The sequence below is a fragment of the Bacillus sp. UNCCL81 genome (assembly GCF_900112535.1).
Taxonomy (GTDB): Bacteria; Bacillota; Bacilli; order Bacillales; family Bacillaceae_G; genus Gottfriedia; species Gottfriedia luciferensis_B.
Genome location: NZ_FOMF01000011.1, coordinates 62,447 through 83,127 on the forward strand (window position 1 = coordinate 62,447; position 20,681 = coordinate 83,127).

A 20,681-nucleotide genomic window follows, 5' to 3' on the forward strand; every position below is an offset into this window, starting at 1 on the left:
ATTCCTCCTACAAGAGTAATATAACGATTAAGATTCCACTCAAAACACCTAGCATTTTAGACATTCGTTCATAACTACCCTGTGAATCGATTGCTTCTTGCTCTTCCCTTTCCAAATGCTTTAATGCTAAAATGATTTGTTTTTGTTGTGAATATTTATCATGCATACCAATTGTCTCACCAAATTGTAATAACACTTGTATGTCAGACTCTTTAATCGAGACAGTTTTTGCATATTTCATTAATGAATTTTCCCAGGCTTCTTTCGCTGAAAATGCACTCGTTTCAAGTTGAATTGCAAAATCCTTTAAACAACTATTAATTGGTCCTTTCAATTGACTCGAAATTCTTCTAAACGCTTCTTGCAGTGGCAATTGACTGTACATTACCTCTGCCTCAAGAGATTGAAGCGCCAATTTCCAGCCCCTTAATTCTTTTGTTCGTTCTGATAATCTACCTGCAAAATAAAATCCAAGCCAGCTTGTTGAAAAAATGATAATAAGTGCTCCAATCCATCTCATCTAAAGCACCGCCCTTGGATGAAATAAACTTGTAAAATCCTTATTTTTAATATCCGTTACAGTACCTGGTGAAGGAAAATTTGAAATTTCAATAAATCGTTCAAATGTCCCATTTTGGAACAAAGGCAAAAGAGAAGGACGTTTTCTAATTTCCTCAAGAGAATAGCCATGGACGGTCACTATTAATTGAACACCGGCAAAAATCGCTTCTAAAATTGCATCGACATCTTCCTTTTTTCCAATTTCGTCTACAAGAATGACATGAGGACTCATCGACCTTACAAGCATCATCATTCCTTCAGCCTTAGGACATGCATCTAATACATCGATTCTTTCACCAAATGTATATTGAGGAACCCCTTTAACTGAACCCGCTATCTCAGATCGTTCGTCAACAATGCCAACCTTCCCAGGTCTTATTCCTCTTATGGCATCGCCTTGACTCACCACTCTAGCAAAATCCCTCAGTAATGTGGTTTTCCCTGCTTGAGGTGGGCCAATCAGCATAGTGTTTTTCCATCTTCCTTCATAAACATACTTTACAAATGGACTAGCTATTCCTACTTTTTCTTTTGCAATACGAAAATTATATGAACTAATATCTCGAATCATTTTAACCATTCCGTTTTCGGTAACAACGCGACCAGCTAACCCGACTCGATGCCCACCTTTAATTGTGATATAGCCTTTTTTCAATTCTTCCTCAATTGTATAAATTGAAAATTGACTTAACTTCCCAAGAATCTGAGCGCCTTCTTCTTCTGTTAGGATATAAGGAATAAAATTTGACTGATTATTAGAAATCACTTCAACCGGACGCCCAATTCTTAACCTTAACTCCTCAACTTGATGTAAGTCTCCATATGAACGCTGTAACTTTTCTTTAATTAATGAAGGCAATACGTTGAAAACCTCTTCCATAAAAGGTCACATCCTATCATTTAAAAACTGCCAACAATATTAAAAACACACCACAAACAACTAAAACTAATCGAATAGGGTCTAATTTAGATGCAACACCTATAATTCCAATAGCCATTGTTGAAATGAGGATAATCGGTCCGACAGTTGCCAAAACACTATTTACTGCTAATGCTTTCTTAATGTCGTTTAAATACAAAATTGTAAAAGCAGCAATCAATTCAACACTTCCACCAAAAACTCTGAGCATTCCCATACTTAGAACTGCTCGATCCATTGAATCAATCCAATCCTTCATAGCTACACACCTTTTTTCATTCGTTTTTATTACTAATATGCTGAACATGTCCATTTCAGAAGACAAACATTAATTCGAAGGCACAAAAAAAGAGAGAAGTCATATAACTTCTCTCTCTCGTTGTTGAAAAACAACCTCTTCAATTAAATTATCATATTTTCGCAAAAGGAGTAGAGTGATGCTGATTTCCACTACAGGATGCTCGCTTTCCATGGGGCGAGACCTGAGCCTCCTCGGCAAGCCTGCGGGGTCTTTAGCCTTCCCGCTAATCCCATAGGAGTCGAGCAGCCCTCCGTTCCAATCAACTTATTCATCGAAAAAAGTCTGCAATAAATTCTAATCAAAAAGCCTTTACTTAGAGTAACCTACTATTGTTTAGGTCAATAAATATCGAACATTAATTAGAACTTATTCTTGAATTTGTTATTCTAAAAATTAGTCCATAGTAATTTTAACTTCTGAAATTCACTACTAGTGATTTTTGAAATCATGAAATAGCTCAAAATATTAACATTTAAAACCATTAATAAATGATCCAAAAAATGATAATTTCATTATAAATAAGTTGAATTTAATGTCCGTTTTCCATATTGACCATTTTATTTTTTAACATTCTGAGAGAGAAGTCGTATAACTTCTCTCTCTCACGCTGTTGAAAGACAAACTTGTCAATTAAATTAAAAATTTCTTTCTTCGTTGTTTAAATAAAAGATTCTAATACTAATTAAAATATAATATAAACAAAAAAGATTATTACCATAATAACTTGCAATACCGCTTTTGCTAATGAGCTACTAATAAAAGAGACAACTGTCGCCCATGCAGATTTTATTGACTCTTTCGTATTCTTCCCTTGTAATTTCTCAGCAATAAAAACAGAAATGAATGGGACGATAATTAAGCCAAAGGGAGGAAAAACAAACGATCCTACGATTACAGCTAAACAACCTACTCTTTCACCAGTTTTTGTACTGCCATATTTTTTTAGAAAGTATTTATTAGCTAGAATATCCGCTAGAAAAATAACAGCTGTAAAAATTAGCATAATAATCCAAAACGACATATTTAAATTACTTTTATTAATACCAAAGTAATAAATTAAAAAGCCCACCCATAATACTGGTACACCTGGAATTATTGGTTTGATTAGCGCAATAAACGCCAATGCAAAACAAATGATAATCAATGTCCAAAGAACAATTGATGTAACCATTTAATCACCCTTACTTATTTAAATTGGTTAATAGAAAAAAAGAGACACTATTTAAATTAGTGCCCCCATTTTTACATTAAATTAAGATTTTGCACGTGAAACGTAGCTAGCTTCAGTTGTGTTAATGATTAATACTTCGCCTTCATTAATGAAGATTGGTACTTGTACTACTAAACCAGTTTCCATTGTAGCTGGTTTTGTAACGTTAGAAGCAGTATCACCTTTAATACCTGGCTCAGTTTCAACTACTTTTAGGTCAACTGTGTTTGGTAATTCAACACCTAAAATTTCACTTTCAAACGTCATGATATAAACTTCCATATTTTCTTTAAGGAATTTTAATTCACGCTCAATATTTGCTTCTGGTAATTCAATTTGCTCATATGACTCATTGTCCATGAATACATGTTGGTTACCATTAGCATATAAATATTGCATTTTACGGTTTTGAATATGAGCTTTCGCTACTTTCTCACCAGCACGGAATGTTTTTTCTTGTACAGCACCTGTACGTAGGTTACGAAGTTTTGAACGTACGAATGCAGCACCTTTACCCGGTTTAACGTGTTGGAAATCCATTACTTGCCAAAGTCCACCGTCAGTTTCAATTGTTAAACCTGTACGAAAATCGTTTACTGAAATCATTAAATATCCTCCTAAAAAATGAAATGGTTCTATAAGTATGTATTGTGTAAAAAAAGAACCATTTCTCTTACCATGAATTTCTTTTACAACTTTATATCATAAAGTAAAATACGCTTTTTGTGTAGTTCTAATTTCTAATCTAATGAAAACTTATAAAATGATTAGATTTTTTGGTGAAGACATTAAGTTTTCGTTACCACCAGTTTTAACGATTAAATCGTCTTCTATACGAACTCCACCTAGATTTGGAATATAAATACCTGGTTCACAAGTTACGATCATATTTGGCTCTAATACTGTATCAGAACGGAATGATACGCCAGGTCCCTCATGTACTTCTAGACCAATACCATGGCCAGTTCCATGTCCATAATATTCTCCATAACCTTTTTCAGTAATATAATCACGTGTTAAAGCATCAGCTTCTTTACCTGTAATACCTGCTTTAATCCCGTTAACACCACGTAATTGAGCTTCAAGAACGATATCATAAATTTTCTTCAAATCAGAATGAGGCTCACCTACAGAAACTGTTCTAGTCATATCTGATACATAACCTTTATAGTATGCTCCAAAATCTAACGTTACAAAATCACCTGTTTCAATTACTTTTTCTGATGCTACACCGTGAGGAAGAGCAGAACGAGTACCAGAAGCAACGATTGTATCAAATGATGATGAAGTAGCACCTAATTTACGCATAAAAAATTCTAACTCATTCGATACTTCTAATTCAGTAACACCTGGACGGATAAATCCTAAAATATGATCAAAAGCAGATTCTGCAATTTTAGCAGCTTCCTTAATGATTGAAATCTCTGCATCCGTTTTAATTAAGCGTAATTTTTCAATTAATCCGCTTACAGGAACTAATTCTGCTTTTACCACTTTGCGGTAAGAACCAAATTCTGTAAACGTAACATGATCTTGCTCAAATCCAAGTTTTGCTACGCCAAATTTCTCTGTTAAAGCTGCAACTTCAGCTGGAATTGAACCTTCATGTTTAGCAATCTCATAACCTTCACATTGGCTAGTAGCTTGTTCAATGTAGCGGAAATCAGTAATGAATAAAGCTTTGTCCTGTGTAATTAAAGCAACACCAGCAGAACCTGTAAAGTTCGTCATGTAACGTCTGTTGTATGTACTAGTAACTAATAAAGCATCTAATCCTTTTTCTATTAAAGCTTCACGTAACTTTTTAATTTTTTCCATTGTTTTTCTCTCCCCTACTAATCTTTTTTAACGCACTTAAACCTAAATCATATCCATACACACCTAAACCAACGATTTGCCCTACAGTTACTGCAGCTAAAACTGAAGTATGTCTGAACTCTTCTCTTTTATGTATATTTGAAATGTGTACTTCAATAGTTGGTACGGTAATACTTGCAATTGCATCACGAATTGCATAACTATAATGAGTAAATGCGCCAGGATTAAATAGAATCCCATCATAGACATTATTTGCCGCATGCAGCTGATCAATTAGTTCACCTTCATGATTCGATTGAAAGCAATCAATCGTATCCCCATCTTCATGTGCAAGCGATGATAAATGATCCTCAATATCCTTTAATGTAGTTGAACCATAGATAGAAACTTCTCTCTGACCGAGCATATTTAGATTAGGTCCATTCAATAATAAAAACTTAGCCATTTTAAAAGTCTCCACCCATCATTTCGGCATATTTATCCCAAATACACATATCTTGGAATACCCAAGGTTTATTTTATCATAGGCCAGACTATTTTGAATAGCCACGCAAATATGCCTTTTGCTCTTGAAATGCAAAAGAAACAGAATATGCAATAAAAGTTCCGTATAAAATGAATAAACAGATTGTAGTAACTGTCGTATCAGATGAGTAATCCTTAATTGCTTTTAAATCGAATGCTATTTTACCTAGAAGAATAAAAACAATAACCCAAAGGAGCAATCCAAAAAATATACCTGGCAGAACTCCGTTAAATTTTCTACCGATAAAATAAAATACAAATGCAATAATGATTGAAATAATGCCTATTCCAACTATAGAAATTAAGTTTTCAACATAACCATTTGCCCATTTTCCAAGTTTGATTCTTTCTAAAACAAAATTTGGACCAATTTGAGTAAAGTCAAAATAACTAAGAACTAACAAAACTGAAGACCAAAATATGCCACCAAAAAACCCAATACTTACAATCTTATTAAAGTTCTTATTCCCTTTTGAATCACCATCGCCACCTTGGACTAGGTATTCATTTTGGCTTTTACTCTGATTTTGATCTTGGTTTTGATTATTTTCTTGATCCTGTATACCTTTTTCTTGTTCTTGAACCTGATCTTGATTTTTTTCTTGTTCTTTATCTTTTTCCTGCATTTAACATTTCCCTTTCCATACATTGCTAAATATCTCTGAGTATTATGTCCAACTAAGAAATTTTTAATGTGATTCTGAATTTTTATTAGAAAATTAAAAATATTATGATTATTATTTAGATTTTCCTACTTCTTACTTGCACCATTATTATGCTTACATTTACAATAGATAGTAATAGATAAAAAACAAGTTTAGGTTGGTGCAACATGAGAGAGAAAAATAAAGCAGTTTATGGGGGTCAAGCAATCGTAGAGGGCGTAATGTTTGGTGGCAAAACACATACAGTCTCTGCTATCCGCAGGACAAATGAAGAAATTCAATATTATGAAGAACCGATACATATAAATCGGACAATGCAAAAATTAAAGAAAATTCCTTTTGTCCGTGGTGTAGTCGCGATTATACAAGCAAGTATTAATGGATCTAAGCATTTAAATTACTCAACTGAAAGATATGGAATTGATCCAAAAGATGATGAGAAAATTGCAATTGAGCGTGAAAAACAAAAAGGTACACTTGCAACTTATCTCGGACTTTCATTACTAGCCGTTTTATCATTTATAGTTGGAAAAGTTATTTTTACACTTGTACCGGTACTACTAGCAGCAACATTGAAACCAATATTTGAAACCGATTTTCAACAAGTCGTAATAGAAAGTATCTTAAAACTAGGTTTTTTATTAATTTATATTTACTTAGTTTCATTGACTCCATTTATAAAAAGAGTGTTTATGTATCACGGTGCCGAGCATAAAGTGATTAATGCATATGAAAATAATATTCCTTTAACGATTGAAGGAGTCCAATCACAATCTAGACTACATTATCGTTGTGGAAGTAGCTTTATCCTATTTACTGTAATAGTTGGTATGTTCATATACTTCTTAGTTCCAACTAGCCCACTATGGCTAAGAATTGTCGATCGACTTTTATTAATTCCAGTCGTTATAGGTGTTTCGTTCGAAGTTCTCCAATTAACAAATAAAGTTCGAAATGTTCCTATATTAAGATGGGTAGGTTACCCTGGATTATGGCTTCAATTATTAACAACGAAAGAACCAACTGATGATCAAGTTGAAGTCTCAATCGCTTCATTTAACCGACTTTTAGAAGTGGAAAAAAATAACAAGAATTAATTGACAGAATTTTATAAAAAATATCAACTTATTGGATAAAATGTAATAAACTATAAGAAACAATATTTTTCTAATACATTATTTACTCTTCACCATAGGAGGTGCTTAAAGTGAATCAAAAAGTGTACACATCAATATTTTATGGAATTATAGCATTAGCACTTTTTGGCTTAATTGCTCAGTTGATAAACGATCCAGCAAAATTATTACAACGATTTTTGTTTATTGGATTAATCCTTTTAATTATTTATTTTATTTATAGAGTTTTTACATCTTCAAACAGTCAAAGAGGCCAACAAGACTCCTATCGTAAGGCTGCAAAACAAACTATAAAAAAATATAACACTCAAAAATCTAGCTCGTTTAAAAAATCGATTAACAAATCAAAGCCCACTTCAAGAAAAAGTACCTCCACTCCTTTGTTAAAAAAACGATCAAAGGATGCAAGTCACTTAACTGTGATTGAGGGTGAAAAGGGCAAAAAGAAAGACCGTGCTTCCTACTAAGCACGGTCTTTTTAATTATTTGAATTCGATTGGGCTTCATTAGACTTTTGAATATCTTTTAATGCTTCGATTCGATTTTTATCTTCTTCAAAGAACTGAACTAGTTCTCCAATTCGATCAATCGCTTCCCAACTCATATGATGTTCCATTCCTTCAACATCTTGATAAATTAAGTTTTCATCTACACCAATAATTCTTAAGAATTGCTCAAGTAATACATGGCGATAGACAAGTCTTTTTCCCATTTTTTTACCTTTTTGTGTTAGGATTAATCCTCTATATTTTTCATAAATTAAGTAATCGTCTTTATCTAGTTTTTGCACCATTTTGGTTACTGACGATGGGTGTACAGATAATGCTTCAGCAATATCAGATACACGAGCATACCCTTTATCTTCAATTAAAAGGTAAATTTGTTCAATATAATCTTCCATACTAGGTGTGGGCATGTTCTTCCTCCAATACACTCATTCAAACTTTATTCCGTCACAATAAGCATCAATAAAATGATACACCACATAAACCAAAAGTGCAATTAACATGAACTCATTTAAATGATAAGAGAACGTCATTCTGTATAAGAGTATGATGAAAATAATAAGAGTGTACCTAAAAAATAGATACACTTCATTATGTAAAATATTGAATTTCTCCATTAGGAAAATACTTTTTTATATAACCCGAAATAGTCTCTTCAATTGAAGCAGCCTCTTCTTTTTGATAAACATATTTTCCAATTCCATATTTGCCCCATTTATATTTCCTTTTCTCTTCATCCATTTCAAGTTTAGTATTAGGATATCTCTGTAAAATCACTTTTTTGGCAGGCTTAGTAAAACGATGCTGTATAAGCTCGAACGTCATATTTTCATTTGCCAATTCACCTAAAGCATCCTTTAATCGAATAAAAAGCTCCTCATAGCCCTCTTCCCAATCTTCATGCATATAAATAGGTGCAACAATAAAACCAAATGGATATCCTGCATATGCTACTTTTTTTGCGGCTTCTATTCTTTCATCAAATGAACCAGTTCCAGGTTCGAAGTTTTTGATAACATACCTAGAATTAATACTGAATCTAAATGTTGTTTTTCCATTATGCTTTGCATCAAGTAAATGGTCTACATGTGGAAATTTCGTTACAAATCGTAAACGACCGTATTCTGTTTCACCAATAAATTCAATCGTTTTCTTAAGAGAATGTGTTAAATAATCTATTCCAACTATATCAGAAGTACACGCAGCCTCAAACCGTGTAATCTCAGGCTCGCGTTCCTTTATATATTTCTGTGCTTGCTCAAAAATATCTTCTAAATTTACATATACCCGTATATAGGGCTTGGAACCAAGTGTTGTTTGTAAGTAACAATAATGACAATGCCCCATACAGCCTGTAGCAAGAGGAATCGCATATTCCGCTGAAGGTTTAGATGTTTCAAACTTTAATGTCTTACGCAACCCAACTACTAAAGTTGACTTAGCGATTCGATATTTTTCCACATCATTTTCACCAGGTAAATTTCGAATTTGATTATGGGATGTTGTTTCTCTTATTTCTAGACCCATCTGCTCAAATTTCTCCTTTAGCTCCTTTCCTAACGAATACTCTAAAGCTTGGGGCTCGAAATAAACAAGCTTTGGTATAAAAGGCTTCATATAATCTACTCCTTCTCCACTTTTTTGTTTAGTATTAACTCCAATCATAATTAAATCAGTGGAAAAGGTAGGAAGTTCTCTTGTGATGCTCCTTTATTTTTTCTTGATGCCTAAAATTGAACGGAATGAGGGTATTTTTATTGCTTGATCTGCAAAAAAAGGATGGATTTATTTGTAAGAGATTAACTTTTTTATTGAATTACGCTGCAGATCGGCGGTTTCATTAAAATTTTGCGTTAATAATGACTTATATTATACTTAAACCCTGCTGGGATACCCATAGTCGTATTGGTATATTTTTGATTTATTTGCGGTTTTCGTATTTTAATTGCACTTTTGCCTTTTTTAATTGCGTTTTTCGAATTTTAATTGCACTTTCGCCTCTTTTAAATTGCACTTCTAAATTTCCTCTTTTATTTACACTTCTAATTTATAACCATCTCTCCCCACAAACTCAATACAAAAAAAAGAAAGCCAAAAAGGCTTGGCTTTCAATAAAAAACTACTTACGTAAGTTCCATTCCTCAGTACCATATTTAGTAGCAGCTAATTCCTGTACTTCCTTCTCCTGAGCCTCTGTTAATTCATAAGGCACTAACTCGATATCTAAGCCAATTTCGAAGCCTTTTTCAAATGCTTCATAAAGGTCAGCCATTGTTTTAGGAGTAGTACTTTCTGCATTGATCCATGTTGCACGATCTAAGAATCGTTTTTTCATTCTTTCTCTTACTGCGTCTGAAGAGAAGATATATAAGTCATATAACATGTCAACATCGATATTTAAAGGAATTGAACCGTGCTGAAGAATTGAGCCCTTTTGTCTCGTTTGAGCACTTCCAGCAATTTTTTTATCATTAACAACTACTTCATACCATGATGGCGCATCAAAACATACAGCACTTGCTGGGTTTTTTAGTTCATTTTTTTCTTCTGCAGTTTTTGGTACAGAAAAAGATGCATCTAAACCAAGTAGCTTGTACCCTTCTAAAATTCCCATTGAAATCACTCGATATGCTTTTGTAACAGATACAGGCATATTAGGGTAGCTTTCTGGAACAATTACGCTATAAGTTAATTCATCATGATGAAGTACGCTTCTTCCACCAGTTTGGCGTCTTACGAAATCACCATTGTATTTTTTTAACGCTTCTAAACTTATTTCTTGGTTTTTTTGGAAATATCCGATTGTTACAGTAGGATTTTCCCATTCATAGAAACGCAGTGTTGGAAGAAAACCTTCTTCACTTTGCCACTTGATTAAGCATTCATCAAGAGCCATATTATAGCTACCTGATTTTACTCCGCTATTAATAAAATTCCACTTTGTCTTTGTCATGTTGAAAATCTCCTCATTTTTCGATAAATTTTTACTTTTTTAATGAAAGTTTCTTGCACAATCCTACTAGAGAATTATAATAAGATAAGTAGGTAATTGAAAGGTGTTGAAAAATTTGAGTCAGTTTTTACCAATAATTTTTGTCGTACTAGGTATCATTGTATACTCAACAGTTATGTATTTCTACCAAAAACGTTTAATTAAAACGTTAACTGAGGAAGAATTTCGTGCTGGCTACCGTAAAGCTCAGCTAATTGACTTACGTGATCAAGAAGATTTTAAGAACGGCCATATATTAGGTGCTCGTAATATTCCGTTCGCACAATTAAAAACGCGTTCAAAAGAAATTCGTAAAGATCAAGCAGTATATTTATATGATCAAATGGGCGTTCGTCCAGGACAAGCTGCACGTATTTTACGTAAACAAGGTGTTACAGAACTTTACCAACTTAAAGGCGGCTACAAACTTTGGTCTGGTAAAATAAAAAAAGGTTTATAATCCACATTTAATTGAAAAAACTACTTCATTTTTGTGAAGTAGTTTTTTGTGTTTTATTCTTTATGAGTTTTTGGTTTAGCGTATTTCTCGCCTTTTGTATCGACCTTTATGGACTCGATGATTACTGGAGTAACTGGTTTTTCCATTGAATCTACTTCAACTGCGTCAATTTTCTTAACAATATCGATTCCTTCTGTCACTTTACCAAATGAAGCATATTGCCCATCAAGATCAGGTGTATCGTTTGCCATTATGAAAAATTGACTTCCTGCACTATTTGGATCACCAGTTCGTGCCATAGATAGAACACCTGTTGTATGTTTTAAGTTGTTTTTAAAGCCGTTTGATGTAAATTCTCCATTAATTGCATATCCTGGACCACCGCCACCAGTTCCCTCAGGGTCGCCACCTTGAATTACGAAGTCTCTAACAACTCGATGGAATGTTAATCCATTATAAAATCCTTTGTTTGCAAGTGTTATAAAATTATCTACTGTATTCGGTGCAATATTAGGATATAATTCAGCTTTAATAACACCGTAATCCTTAACTTTTATTGTTGCTATTGGTAATTTCACATGTTTTTTACCATTTGCAGATTTTTCATTATTGTTACTACATGCTGCTAATAAGCTGATTGTTAATACAAGACAGCTTATCAAAATTGCCCTAATCGATCTTTTTAACATTTTTCCTTCTCCCCCTCTTTCATTTTTTAGTTTACCAAATTTGACCATGTATTTTCTATAGTTTCGAAAAATTGGGAATTTTTACACAGATCCAGTTAATTCACATAAACAGACAAAAACTGCTATTCAAATATAAAATAAATAACAGTTTCTTTTCATTCATTTATCCAACTCGTTTAGATGGTTCCTCAATTTTATTTTTTGCAAATGGAAACCACCAATTCCATTTTCCAAATAACTGCATTAAGCTAGGAACTAAAACTAAGCGAACGATTGTAGCATCCAAGAAAATGGCTATAGCAATCCCGATTCCCATCTGTTTAACAGGTACCATATCCGTAAAAGCAAATGCTCCTGTAATAACAATCATAATAGATGCCGCTGATGTAATAATACGGCTCGTCGATACTAAGCCCTCTCTTGTTGAATAAGTATTATCTCCCGATTCATAGTATAGCTCTTGCATTCTCGACATTAAAAATACTTCATAGTCCATACTTAAACCAAACACTAATCCAAAGACAAACACTGGCAAAATCAACATAATATCAGATTGAGGCAAGCCAAAATTACCACCTTGGAATAACCAAGTAATGATTCCAAACGTTGCACTTAAAGATAATACATTCATTAAGATCGCTTTGATTGGAATGATAATCGACCTAAATGCAATCATTAATATGACAAAAGTACTAACCATAATCACAAGTAAACCATATACAATATTATCTGTAATCTCATCAAATAATTCTTGTTCAAATTTCACTTGACCACCGACAGTATAATCAAGCCCTTCAATTTTCCCATTGTATTTATCTTCAAAATCTCTTACCCATTGTTTCCCTTTTTCTGATTTAGGATCAGAATTCAAGAATACTTGAATATAAGTTTTATTCTTTTTAATATAGGCATCAATCGCAGGCTGAATTTTTGATGCGTTTGGAGATTTTAAAGCAGGTAATAATTGTTGAGCATTTAAATTAACAGCATTCAACACACTTTTAACTTCATAAACATTTTTGTCATCTTCAAGCTTTTTTTGTATCTTATCTAATGCGTTTACATTATTTTGTTTTAAAAAATCAGTATTGGATTCTAGTACAATTGAGATTGTTCCATGTGTTTGAGCTTCCGGAAGAAAAGCTTTTTGATATTTTTCATAATTAATTCTCGACGTTGCATCCTTTGGTAATGCATCAATTGTAGGTATATTTAGGTGCACATCCCTAATTGGAATGACGAAAAGACCTAAAATGATTAATGATGTTAGTGCCATGATGATTGGTCTTTTCATAACGAAATTTGCAAATTTTCTCCAAACGGCTTGTTGTTGGTCTTGGCTTCGATTCGCTATTGATTTTAACGTACCTTTATTAATATTTTTACCAAGAGCTGAAAGTACTGCTGGTAATAGAGTTAATGATAAAAATAAACTAACTAAGACCACAACTGCTCCACTTATTGCGACACTTCTAAATAGATCAATATTTATGAAGTACAGAGCTGATAATCCAATAAATACACAAATACCAGAAAAAATAATCGCTCTACCTGCAGTTGCAAACGTTATACTAATTGCTTCTTTTACTGATGAATGATTCTGTAATTCAGTCTTATAACGGCTTACGAATAATAAGGCAAAATCAATTGATAACGCTAATCCAATCATCGGTGCTACATTTAAGACAAAGATTGATAACTCAACATGCTTACCTATAAAGAATAAAATTCCAAAAGTACTTAAAATACTAATCATACCGATTATAATTGGAATCGCAGATGCTACTAAGCTTCCAAATGCAAAAAATAGAACGATAAACGCAATCGGTACACCAATCATTTCTGCTTTCTTTAAGTCTTCTTGACTAGTTTTATTCATTACATCACTAATGATTGTAAACCCTGTTGTTCCTACCTTTACCGTATCATTTGAAAAAGACTCTACTTTTTTTGCAAATTTATTGTTTAGATCAACAAGTTTATCGTGATCCTTCTCATTGAATAAAAGAGATAAGTAGGCAATATTATCCTTTTTCATCCCCGGATTCAGTAGAGGGTGATGGAATTGTTTTATATTCTTTTCCTTTTGAACTTCCTTCACAATCCGTTCAATATCAGATTGGAATTCGGCGTTAGAGGCACCTTTTTTCCGCTCAAGTATAATGATGAGTGAATCTGGCGATTGTTCAAATTCTTTTTCTAGCACATTCTTAGCTTTTTCATACTCTCCAGGTGTCCTAAAACCATCTCCATCTAAAATGCCAGGTAAATGCTTCGAATAAATACCTAGAATGATTGAAAAGATTGCTAAAATTGCAATAACAATATATCGTAATTGATAAATCGATCGACCCACCTTTTTCCAAGCACTATTTTCACTTACTGTACTTTTCATTCTTCCACTCCTTATTTACATATCCTACCAATATCTTATCAAACTGATGTAAATTCGCCTATTGATTTATATTATTAGTCAGAAAATAGAGAAAGAAAACTCTCTGAGTACAAGTCTTAAGGCTAAGACACAAGGGGTAGTTGCCATCCCGTTGAAATGACTACCTCAATGACAATTGATCTTTTCTCAATGTGTAAAAAAACGCCCATAATATAAATCAATTGATTTATATTAGAGCGTTAAAATTTTGAAACTATAATTGCAATGATGATGCCAATTAATGCTCCAACAACAACTTCATATGAAGTATGACCTACTAGTTCATTTAATGCTTTATAATTTTTAATTCTTCCATGAAAAAAATCATTTAATAACTTTGCATGTTTACTAACCGCCAATCTTACACCTGAAGCATCATACATAATAATCGTAGCAAAAATTGCTGAGATTGCGAAAGTAACATTTCCAAAACCTTCTGTTAATCCAACACTTAATGCTAATCCAGTTACTGTTGAGGAATGTGAACTTGGCATACCTCCAGAAGCAAAAAACTTAGATATATCAAATTCTTTTTCTTTAAATAAATGGATAATGACCTTTAAAAACTGCGCAATAAACCACGCTATAACAGCTGAAATTAATGGTTCGTTATGAAGTATCGTCAAAAGGACCTCCTTTTAGGTGTAACTAATTGTTATTCCATTATTATCTATCTTAAATAATTGTATATTCATTAATAGCTTATAAGAACAAAATAATTTTTGTTAAATATTAAATTGTAAAACAGAGTTTTACTTTTGTATCAATAATATTAGTTCACTGATTTATTTTATCATAATGGTTTTTACTAATAATTTCCATATATTTTACATATATTGGAGACCTCCTATCACATAATACAAAATTAAGAAATATATAAATTTTTAATAAATTATCATTTTTGAAATTGACAATCCATATAATTCTGATAGACTTAGTTGTAATTAAATTCTAGGAGGAAGCTCATGAGCCAAACCAACGACTTAAAACCCATCATTGAGGTCGTGGAATCGTTACTTAATGGTTTAAGATTTGGAACAATCACATTAGTCGTTCAAGATGGGAGAATTATTCAAGTAGAAAAGCAAGAAAAAATACGATTAAAGTAAATATGTTCCTGCTGACTAGAAAAACTAGAGGCAGCTCAAGTCTACGTATGAAAAATGTAGATTTGGGCTGCCTTTTCTTTTTAGGATAACTTGGCTTCTTTAGTCAATTGGAGGAAATGAAAATGAGATTTGAAAATTGGAACGAGAAAAATATTCCTGACTTTTCGATTGATAATGAAACAAAAGGTGCACTTGAAGTACTAGAGTGGGCTTACAAAACCTATGGTGATGGCCTAATTTATGCTTGTAGCTTTGGGGTTGAGGGAATCTTATTAATTGATTTAATTTCAAAAGTAAAACCTGATGCAAAGGTTGTTTTCTTAGAGACTGGCCTACATTTCAAGGAAACTTATGAATTAATAGACCGCGTACAAGCTAAATATCCAAGCTTACAAATAGAAAAGAAAACACCTAGTCTGACTTTAGAAGAGCAAGCAAGTATTCATGGAGATGAGTTATGGAAGCGTGAACCGAATAAGTGCTGTAATATTCGCAAAATCTTACCACTTCAAGAAGCTCTAAAAGGTGCTCCAGCCTGGGTGTCAGGCTTAAGAAGGGAACAATCTCCTTCAAGACAAAAAACTGAATTTCTTAATCTAGATAATAAGTTCAGCTCAATTAAAGTTTGTCCCTTAATCCATTGGACTTGGAAGGAAGTTTGGCGATATGTATATTACAAAAATCTCCCATACAATCCATTACACGATATAGGGTACCCAAGTATTGGTTGTGAGGTATGTACATTACCTGCTTCAAATTCTTCGGATAGTCGCTCTGGTCGTTGGTCTGGTTCACAAAAAACTGAATGCGGATTACATGATTAGTTGTCTATATTAGATGCTAAAAAATGAAATTTTATTCTCACTAACTATTAATATAGGAAAATTTAAGGAGTGTTTAGAAATGAGTTTACCCCCTCATGGCGGAGTCTTAATTAATCGATTTAATCCAGAAGTTACGATTAAAGATGGTTTGAAGGAAATTCCTTTAGATTTAATTGCGTTAAGTGATCTAGAGTTAATTGGAAATGGAGCTTATAGTCCGCTAACTGGTTATTTAGGCAAGGATGATTATGAGCAAGTCGTTAGCACAATGAGATTAAAAGATGGGACTGTATGGAGTATTCCAATTACCCTTCCTGTTAGTGGTCAAATAGCTAGCAATCTAAAACTAGGTGAACTAGTTAAACTAACTTGGGAAAATAATGTTTATGGCTTGTTAAAGATTGACGATATTTATACACCTAACAAATTACTTGAGGCACAATTTGTTTACGGTACTACTGACACAAACCACCCTGGAGTAGCAAAAATGTATTCCCGTGGTGATGTTTATTTAGGTGGAGAAGTAACTGTTATTAGACAAATTAATCGTACTCAATTCACTGAACATTATTTAAGTCCAAAAGAAACGAGAGAAAAATTTGCATCATTAAATTGGAAGAAAATAGTTGGGTTTCAAACACGTAATCCAGTTCATCGTGCCCATGAATATATTCAGAAAACCGCACTTGAAATTGTGGATGGTTTGTTCTTAAACCCATTAGTTGGAGAGACAAAATCGGACGATATTCCTGCAGAAGTCCGAATGAAAAGCTATAAAGTATTACTCCAAAACTATTATCCTACAGATCGTGTATTTTTAGCCGTATTCCCTGCCGCTATGCGATATGCAGGACCAAGAGAAGCTGTGTTCCATTCGATTGTTAGAAAAAATTACGGCTGCACACATTTTATAGTAGGGCGTGATCATGCTGGAGTTGGTAATTATTACGGAACTTATGATGCTCAAAAAATCTTTCAAAAGTTTTCACAAGATGAATTAGGAATCTCTCTCCTATTCTTTGAAAATAGTTTCTATTGCTCAAAATGCGAGAATATGGCATCTACAAAAACATGCCCGCATGGTAGTGAGCATCACGTAACATTATCAGGTACGAAGGTTCGTGAAATGCTAAAAAATGGCGAAGTTCCTCCTTCTGCTTTTAGTAGAAAAGAAGTTGTTGAAGTATTAATAGAAGGTTTAAAAGAACCTGAATCAATTTCTGTAGAATAGGAGAAAAGTTAAATGTCTAAAAATATCGTTTGGCATCAGGCTAGTATTTCAAAAGAAGACCGTCGTCAAAAAAACAATCACCACAGCTGTATTTTATGGTTTACTGGTTTATCTGCTTCAGGTAAATCGACAATTGCTAACGAGATTGCAAAAGCTTTATACCATCTTAATGTTCAACAATACGTATTAGATGGTGATAATATTCGTCACGGCTTAAATAAAGATCTAGGATTCACTGATTTTGACAGAACTGAAAACATAAGACGAATTGGTGAAGTAGCGAAACTCTTTGTAGATAACGGGCAAATTGTCTTAACGGCTTTTATCTCCCCATTTATTGCTGATCGAAATATCGTTCGGTCATTAGTCGAACAAAACGAGTTTATTGAAGTTTACGTAGAATGCTCCGTTGAAACTTGTGAGAGTAGAGATCCGAAAGGACTTTATAAAAAAGCAAAAAATGGTGAAATTCAAAACTTTACGGGCATCAGCTCTCCGTATGAGGCACCAATTAATCCAGAAATTACATTAAATACTGATAAGCAATCTGTACAAGAATGTGTTGAAACAATACTTCAATTTTTAAAGAGTAAAAATTATATTAGGTAAGGTGATGTTCGATGGCATTTGAAAAAATTTGGAAAGACAATCTTAAGTTAAATGAAACTGAAAAAAAGAAACTCGTTAAGGATGGACTTAAAATTTATGATGACATCCCCTACTATGCTGAAAATGGATTTGAATCAATTCCAAAAGATCAATGGGATTTATTCAAGTGGGCTGGATGCTATTTACAAAAACCAAAAGAAGCCGGATATTTTATGATGCGAGTTAATGTTCCGTCTGGCATATTAACACATGAACAGCTTATAACATTAGCAGAAATCGCTCGTGATTATGGTCGAGATGTATATGATATTACAACTCGACAAGCGATCCAATTTCATTGGTTAACAATTGATCAAATACCAGATATTTTCACTCGTTTAGAAAAGGTTGGTCTATCTAGTGCTGGTGCGTGTGGTGATATTACACGTAATATCGTTGGAAATCCACTCGCAGGGATCGATCCAAATGAATTATTTGATACTACACCTATTGTAAAAGAAGTTTATGAATTTTTTCAGTTTAATGAAGAATTCTCTAATCTACCTAGAAAATATAAAATGTCGATCAGTACAAATAAAAATAATGCGTCAAATGCAGAAATTAACTGTATTTCATTTATTCCGGCTATTAAAGAAATTAACGGCAAAGAAACGTCTGGTTTCCATATAAAAGTTGGTGGTGGGCTATCTTCCGCTCCACACTTAGCTCAAGAACTGGATGTATTCTTGTTGCCACATCAAGTGAAAGAAGTTGCAATCGCCGTTACAACAATCTTTAGAGATTATGGCTACCGTGAAAAACGCCATCACTCCCGTTTAAAGTTTTTAGTCGCTGATTGGGGCGTTGAAAAGTTTAAAGAAGTTTTAGAGGGATATACAGGTAAGCTATTAACAAAAGGATCTGGCTTTGAAGAGTCATGGAATGCAGGCTATTTTTATGGGGTTCAACCACAAAAGCAAGAAGGATTAAATTATGTTGGATTAAGTATACCTGTTGGTAGATTGCATTCTAAGGAAGTTTTTGAGTTAGCTAGAATTGTTAAAAAATACGGTAATGGTGAAATACGTAATTGTAATTCACAAAATTTAATTTTGCCAAATATTCCAACTGAAAATATTGATGAATTATTGAAAGAACCAATACTTGAAAAATTCACACCAATACCGCCAAAATTTATTGGTTATTCTGTTGCTTGTACTGGAAGTGAATACTGCAATTTAGCTTTAGTCGAAACGAAGGCTCGTATGAAGGATACAGCTTCTTATTTAGATGAAAAAATCACTTTAGATGTACCTGTTAGAATTCATATGGTTGGCTGCCCTAACTCTTGTGGTCAAAGAGCAATCGCTGATATAGGACTTCAAGGAATTAAGGCACGTAATGAGAAAAAAGAATTAGTAGAGGCTTTTGAAATATATGTAGGTGGTACATTAGCCAACGGTGGTAAATTAAATGAAAAATTAAAAGGGAAGGTTGAGTCCCCTGCCCTACACCTAGTATTAGAAAAATTCTTGCAGCACTTTAGCGAAAATAAACTACCTTCAGAAACATTTTTAGATTATGTATCAAGAGTTGGAATTGAACAATTACAAACCTATTTAACTTCCATTCTTGAAACGGTCAATGCATCTTAAAGAAAGTCGGTGACATATGTTTTTATATCGATTTGAAGCAACAATCGAAAGCCGTATCGTTCCAATTGTAATATTAGCAAATGATGATGAAAAAGCATTTAAACTAGTTGATACAGAACTTGAAAAGTTTTATGTTAAAAAACCGAACGTTAAAGAACTACTGATGTATGAAAAAAAGAAAGTTAGTCAAAGTGGTGGATTTGTTTTAGATTTAGAAGTTTTAAGTAAACGATGATGATGAGGTGTGTGGAATGATTGGAAAAGTTTATTTAGTTGGTGCTGGACCAGGGGATGTTGATCTAATTACAGTTAAAGGACTAAAGTGCATTCAAAATGCAGATGTCATTATATATGACCGACTAGTTAATAAGGAACTATTAGAGTATGCAAAAGAATCCGTCGAGTTAATATACGCTGGTAAACTCCCAAACTACCATGCATTAAAACAAGAAACAATAAATGCTTTCTTAGTAAAGTATGCAAAAAAAGGAAAAAATGTAGTTCGATTAAAAGGTGGAGATCCTTTCATTTTTGGTCGTGGTGGCGAAGAAGCAACTTATCTTGTTGAGCGTGGTGTCTCCTTTGAAATCATTCCTGGCATTACATCAGGTATAGCAGCTCCAGCTTATGCTGGTATCCCTGTCACCCATCGTGATTATAGTAGTTCCTTTGCTTTTGTAACAGGTCATTGCAAAGAAGAGGATACGGTTAAATGGGCCTCTTTAGCAAAAGGCATTGACACACTAGCAATTTATATGGGAGTTAATAACTTACCGTATATTCGTCATCAACTAATTTCAAATGGAAAACATCAAGACACCCCCGTTGCCCTAATTCATTATGGTACGACTGAACAACAGCGAACAATCATTAGTACATTAAAAAATGTAATATCAGATGTTGAAAAAGAAAAAATAACTAATCCTAGCATGATCATCGTAGGAGAAGTAGTTAAATTACACCATCAATTACAATGGTTTGAGACTAACTATAACTCGATCACAGAACATAAAAACATTAATTATTCAAGTCTATAAATTCTCTCTTAAAATGGAATG

The 20,681-nt window shown here is 33.3% G+C and carries 24 protein-coding genes; 10 read left to right on the forward strand and 14 right to left on the reverse strand.

All coding sequences use genetic code 11. The features are described 5' to 3' along the window. Positions 1-7 precede the first annotated feature (7 nt). The 8 genes from spoIIIAB to BM319_RS20135 form a co-directional block, all read right to left on the reverse strand. Entirely contained in the window at positions 8-520 is a 513-nt protein-coding gene (gene spoIIIAB, locus BM319_RS20100; RefSeq protein WP_069034081.1) for a stage III sporulation protein SpoIIIAB, read from the reverse strand. Continuing rightward, positions 521-1,441 carry a stage III sporulation protein AA gene (gene spoIIIAA, locus BM319_RS20105; protein WP_091024400.1) on the reverse strand — a complete coding sequence of 307 codons (921 nt, stop codon included), beginning with the start codon at positions 1,439-1,441 and terminating at the stop codon, positions 521-523. 16 nt (positions 1,442-1,457) lie between these two features. Then, positions 1,458-1,739: a YqhV family protein gene (locus tag BM319_RS20110; RefSeq protein WP_025672203.1), complete on the reverse strand. Its 282-nt coding sequence runs from the start codon at positions 1,737-1,739 to the stop codon at positions 1,458-1,460. Positions 1,740-2,463: 724 nt separating this feature from the next. Further along, positions 2,464-2,952, reverse strand: a complete 489-nt coding sequence (locus tag BM319_RS20115) for a DUF456 domain-containing protein (protein WP_069034083.1) — start codon at positions 2,950-2,952, stop codon at positions 2,464-2,466. An 81-nt stretch (positions 2,953-3,033) separates the two neighbouring features. Next, entirely contained in the window at positions 3,034-3,597 is a 564-nt protein-coding gene (efp, locus tag BM319_RS20120; RefSeq protein ID WP_069034084.1) for an elongation factor P, read from the reverse strand. A gap of 150 nt (positions 3,598-3,747) precedes the next feature. Next, entirely contained in the window at positions 3,748-4,809 is a 1,062-nt protein-coding gene (locus tag BM319_RS20125; protein ID WP_091024402.1) for a M24 family metallopeptidase, read from the reverse strand. Beyond that, a complete protein-coding gene (gene aroQ / locus BM319_RS20130; protein WP_069034086.1) occupies positions 4,796-5,254 on the reverse strand; it encodes a type II 3-dehydroquinate dehydratase in 459 nt (152 codons plus the stop codon). The genes BM319_RS20125 and aroQ overlap by 14 nt, the downstream gene beginning before the upstream one ends. Before the next feature lie 88 nt (positions 5,255-5,342). After that, the gene (locus BM319_RS20135; protein WP_084006912.1) at positions 5,343-5,960 is read right to left on the reverse strand and encodes a YqhR family membrane protein; all 618 of its coding nucleotides are present in this window, start codon (positions 5,958-5,960) and stop codon (positions 5,343-5,345) included. Positions 5,961-6,166: 206 nt separating this feature from the next. Between BM319_RS20135 and BM319_RS20140 the strand changes: the two genes are divergently transcribed. Continuing rightward, complete coding sequence (locus BM319_RS20140; protein ID WP_069034087.1) at positions 6,167-7,096, forward strand: DUF1385 domain-containing protein; 930 nt, start codon at positions 6,167-6,169, stop codon at positions 7,094-7,096. A gap of 110 nt (positions 7,097-7,206) precedes the next feature. Next, the gene (locus BM319_RS20145; RefSeq protein WP_069034088.1) at positions 7,207-7,602 is read left to right on the forward strand and encodes an SA1362 family protein; all 396 of its coding nucleotides are present in this window, start codon (positions 7,207-7,209) and stop codon (positions 7,600-7,602) included. A gap of 11 nt (positions 7,603-7,613) precedes the next feature. Here the strand turns inward: BM319_RS20145 and mntR are convergent, their stop codons facing one another. From mntR to lipM, 3 genes are all read right to left on the reverse strand, one after another. Next, a complete protein-coding gene (gene mntR / locus BM319_RS20150; protein ID WP_069034089.1) occupies positions 7,614-8,051 on the reverse strand; it encodes a transcriptional regulator MntR in 438 nt (145 codons plus the stop codon). 181 nt (positions 8,052-8,232) lie between these two features. Then, entirely contained in the window at positions 8,233-9,258 is a 1,026-nt protein-coding gene (gene splB / locus BM319_RS20155; RefSeq protein ID WP_091024436.1) for a spore photoproduct lyase, read from the reverse strand. 502 nt (positions 9,259-9,760) lie between these two features. After that, on the reverse strand, positions 9,761-10,594 hold the full coding sequence (gene lipM / locus BM319_RS20160; RefSeq protein WP_091024404.1) for an octanoyltransferase LipM: 834 nt from the start codon (positions 10,592-10,594) through the stop codon (positions 9,761-9,763). Between the two features lie 175 nt (positions 10,595-10,769). Between lipM and BM319_RS20165 the strand changes: the two genes are divergently transcribed. Next, positions 10,770-11,093: a rhodanese-like domain-containing protein gene (locus tag BM319_RS20165; protein WP_084006937.1), complete on the forward strand. Its 324-nt coding sequence runs from the start codon at positions 10,770-10,772 to the stop codon at positions 11,091-11,093. A gap of 53 nt (positions 11,094-11,146) precedes the next feature. On the opposite strand, the gene BM319_RS20170 is transcribed toward BM319_RS20165, so the two are convergent. From BM319_RS20170 to BM319_RS20180, 3 genes are all read right to left on the reverse strand, one after another. After that, positions 11,147-11,782 carry a peptidylprolyl isomerase gene (locus BM319_RS20170; protein ID WP_091024405.1) on the reverse strand — a complete coding sequence of 212 codons (636 nt, stop codon included), beginning with the start codon at positions 11,780-11,782 and terminating at the stop codon, positions 11,147-11,149. 163 nt (positions 11,783-11,945) lie between these two features. Beyond that, positions 11,946-14,177, reverse strand: a complete 2,232-nt coding sequence (locus BM319_RS20175) for an MMPL family transporter (RefSeq protein ID WP_091024406.1) — start codon at positions 14,175-14,177, stop codon at positions 11,946-11,948. 239 nt (positions 14,178-14,416) lie between these two features. Further along, positions 14,417-14,842: a divergent PAP2 family protein gene (locus BM319_RS20180; protein ID WP_069034094.1), complete on the reverse strand. Its 426-nt coding sequence runs from the start codon at positions 14,840-14,842 to the stop codon at positions 14,417-14,419. 339 nt (positions 14,843-15,181) lie between these two features. Here BM319_RS20180 and BM319_RS20185 point away from each other — a divergent pair, with 339 nt between their 5' ends. The 7 genes from BM319_RS20185 (at position 15,182) to cobA (ending at position 20,660) form a co-directional block, all read left to right on the forward strand. Next, positions 15,182-15,325: a YezD family protein gene (locus BM319_RS20185; protein WP_056475111.1), complete on the forward strand. Its 144-nt coding sequence runs from the start codon at positions 15,182-15,184 to the stop codon at positions 15,323-15,325. A gap of 122 nt (positions 15,326-15,447) precedes the next feature. Next, positions 15,448-16,149 (forward strand): phosphoadenylyl-sulfate reductase, encoded by a 702-nt coding sequence (locus tag BM319_RS20190; protein WP_069034095.1) that lies wholly within the window; start codon positions 15,448-15,450, stop codon positions 16,147-16,149. A 79-nt stretch (positions 16,150-16,228) separates the two neighbouring features. Continuing rightward, a complete protein-coding gene (gene sat / locus BM319_RS20195; RefSeq protein ID WP_091024408.1) occupies positions 16,229-17,380 on the forward strand; it encodes a sulfate adenylyltransferase in 1,152 nt (383 codons plus the stop codon). Positions 17,381-17,392: 12 nt separating this feature from the next. Continuing rightward, positions 17,393-17,989, forward strand: coding sequence for an adenylyl-sulfate kinase (gene cysC, locus BM319_RS20200; protein WP_091024410.1), 597 nt, complete (start codon positions 17,393-17,395; stop codon positions 17,987-17,989). Between the two features lie 11 nt (positions 17,990-18,000). Continuing rightward, positions 18,001-19,623, forward strand: coding sequence for a nitrite/sulfite reductase (locus BM319_RS20205; RefSeq protein ID WP_069034098.1), 1,623 nt, complete (start codon positions 18,001-18,003; stop codon positions 19,621-19,623). A gap of 16 nt (positions 19,624-19,639) precedes the next feature. Then, positions 19,640-19,858: a DUF3906 family protein gene (locus tag BM319_RS20210; protein WP_069034099.1), complete on the forward strand. Its 219-nt coding sequence runs from the start codon at positions 19,640-19,642 to the stop codon at positions 19,856-19,858. A gap of 16 nt (positions 19,859-19,874) precedes the next feature. Next, entirely contained in the window at positions 19,875-20,660 is a 786-nt protein-coding gene (gene cobA / locus BM319_RS20215; protein WP_069034100.1) for a uroporphyrinogen-III C-methyltransferase, read from the forward strand. The last annotated feature ends 21 nt before the right edge of the window (positions 20,661-20,681 follow it).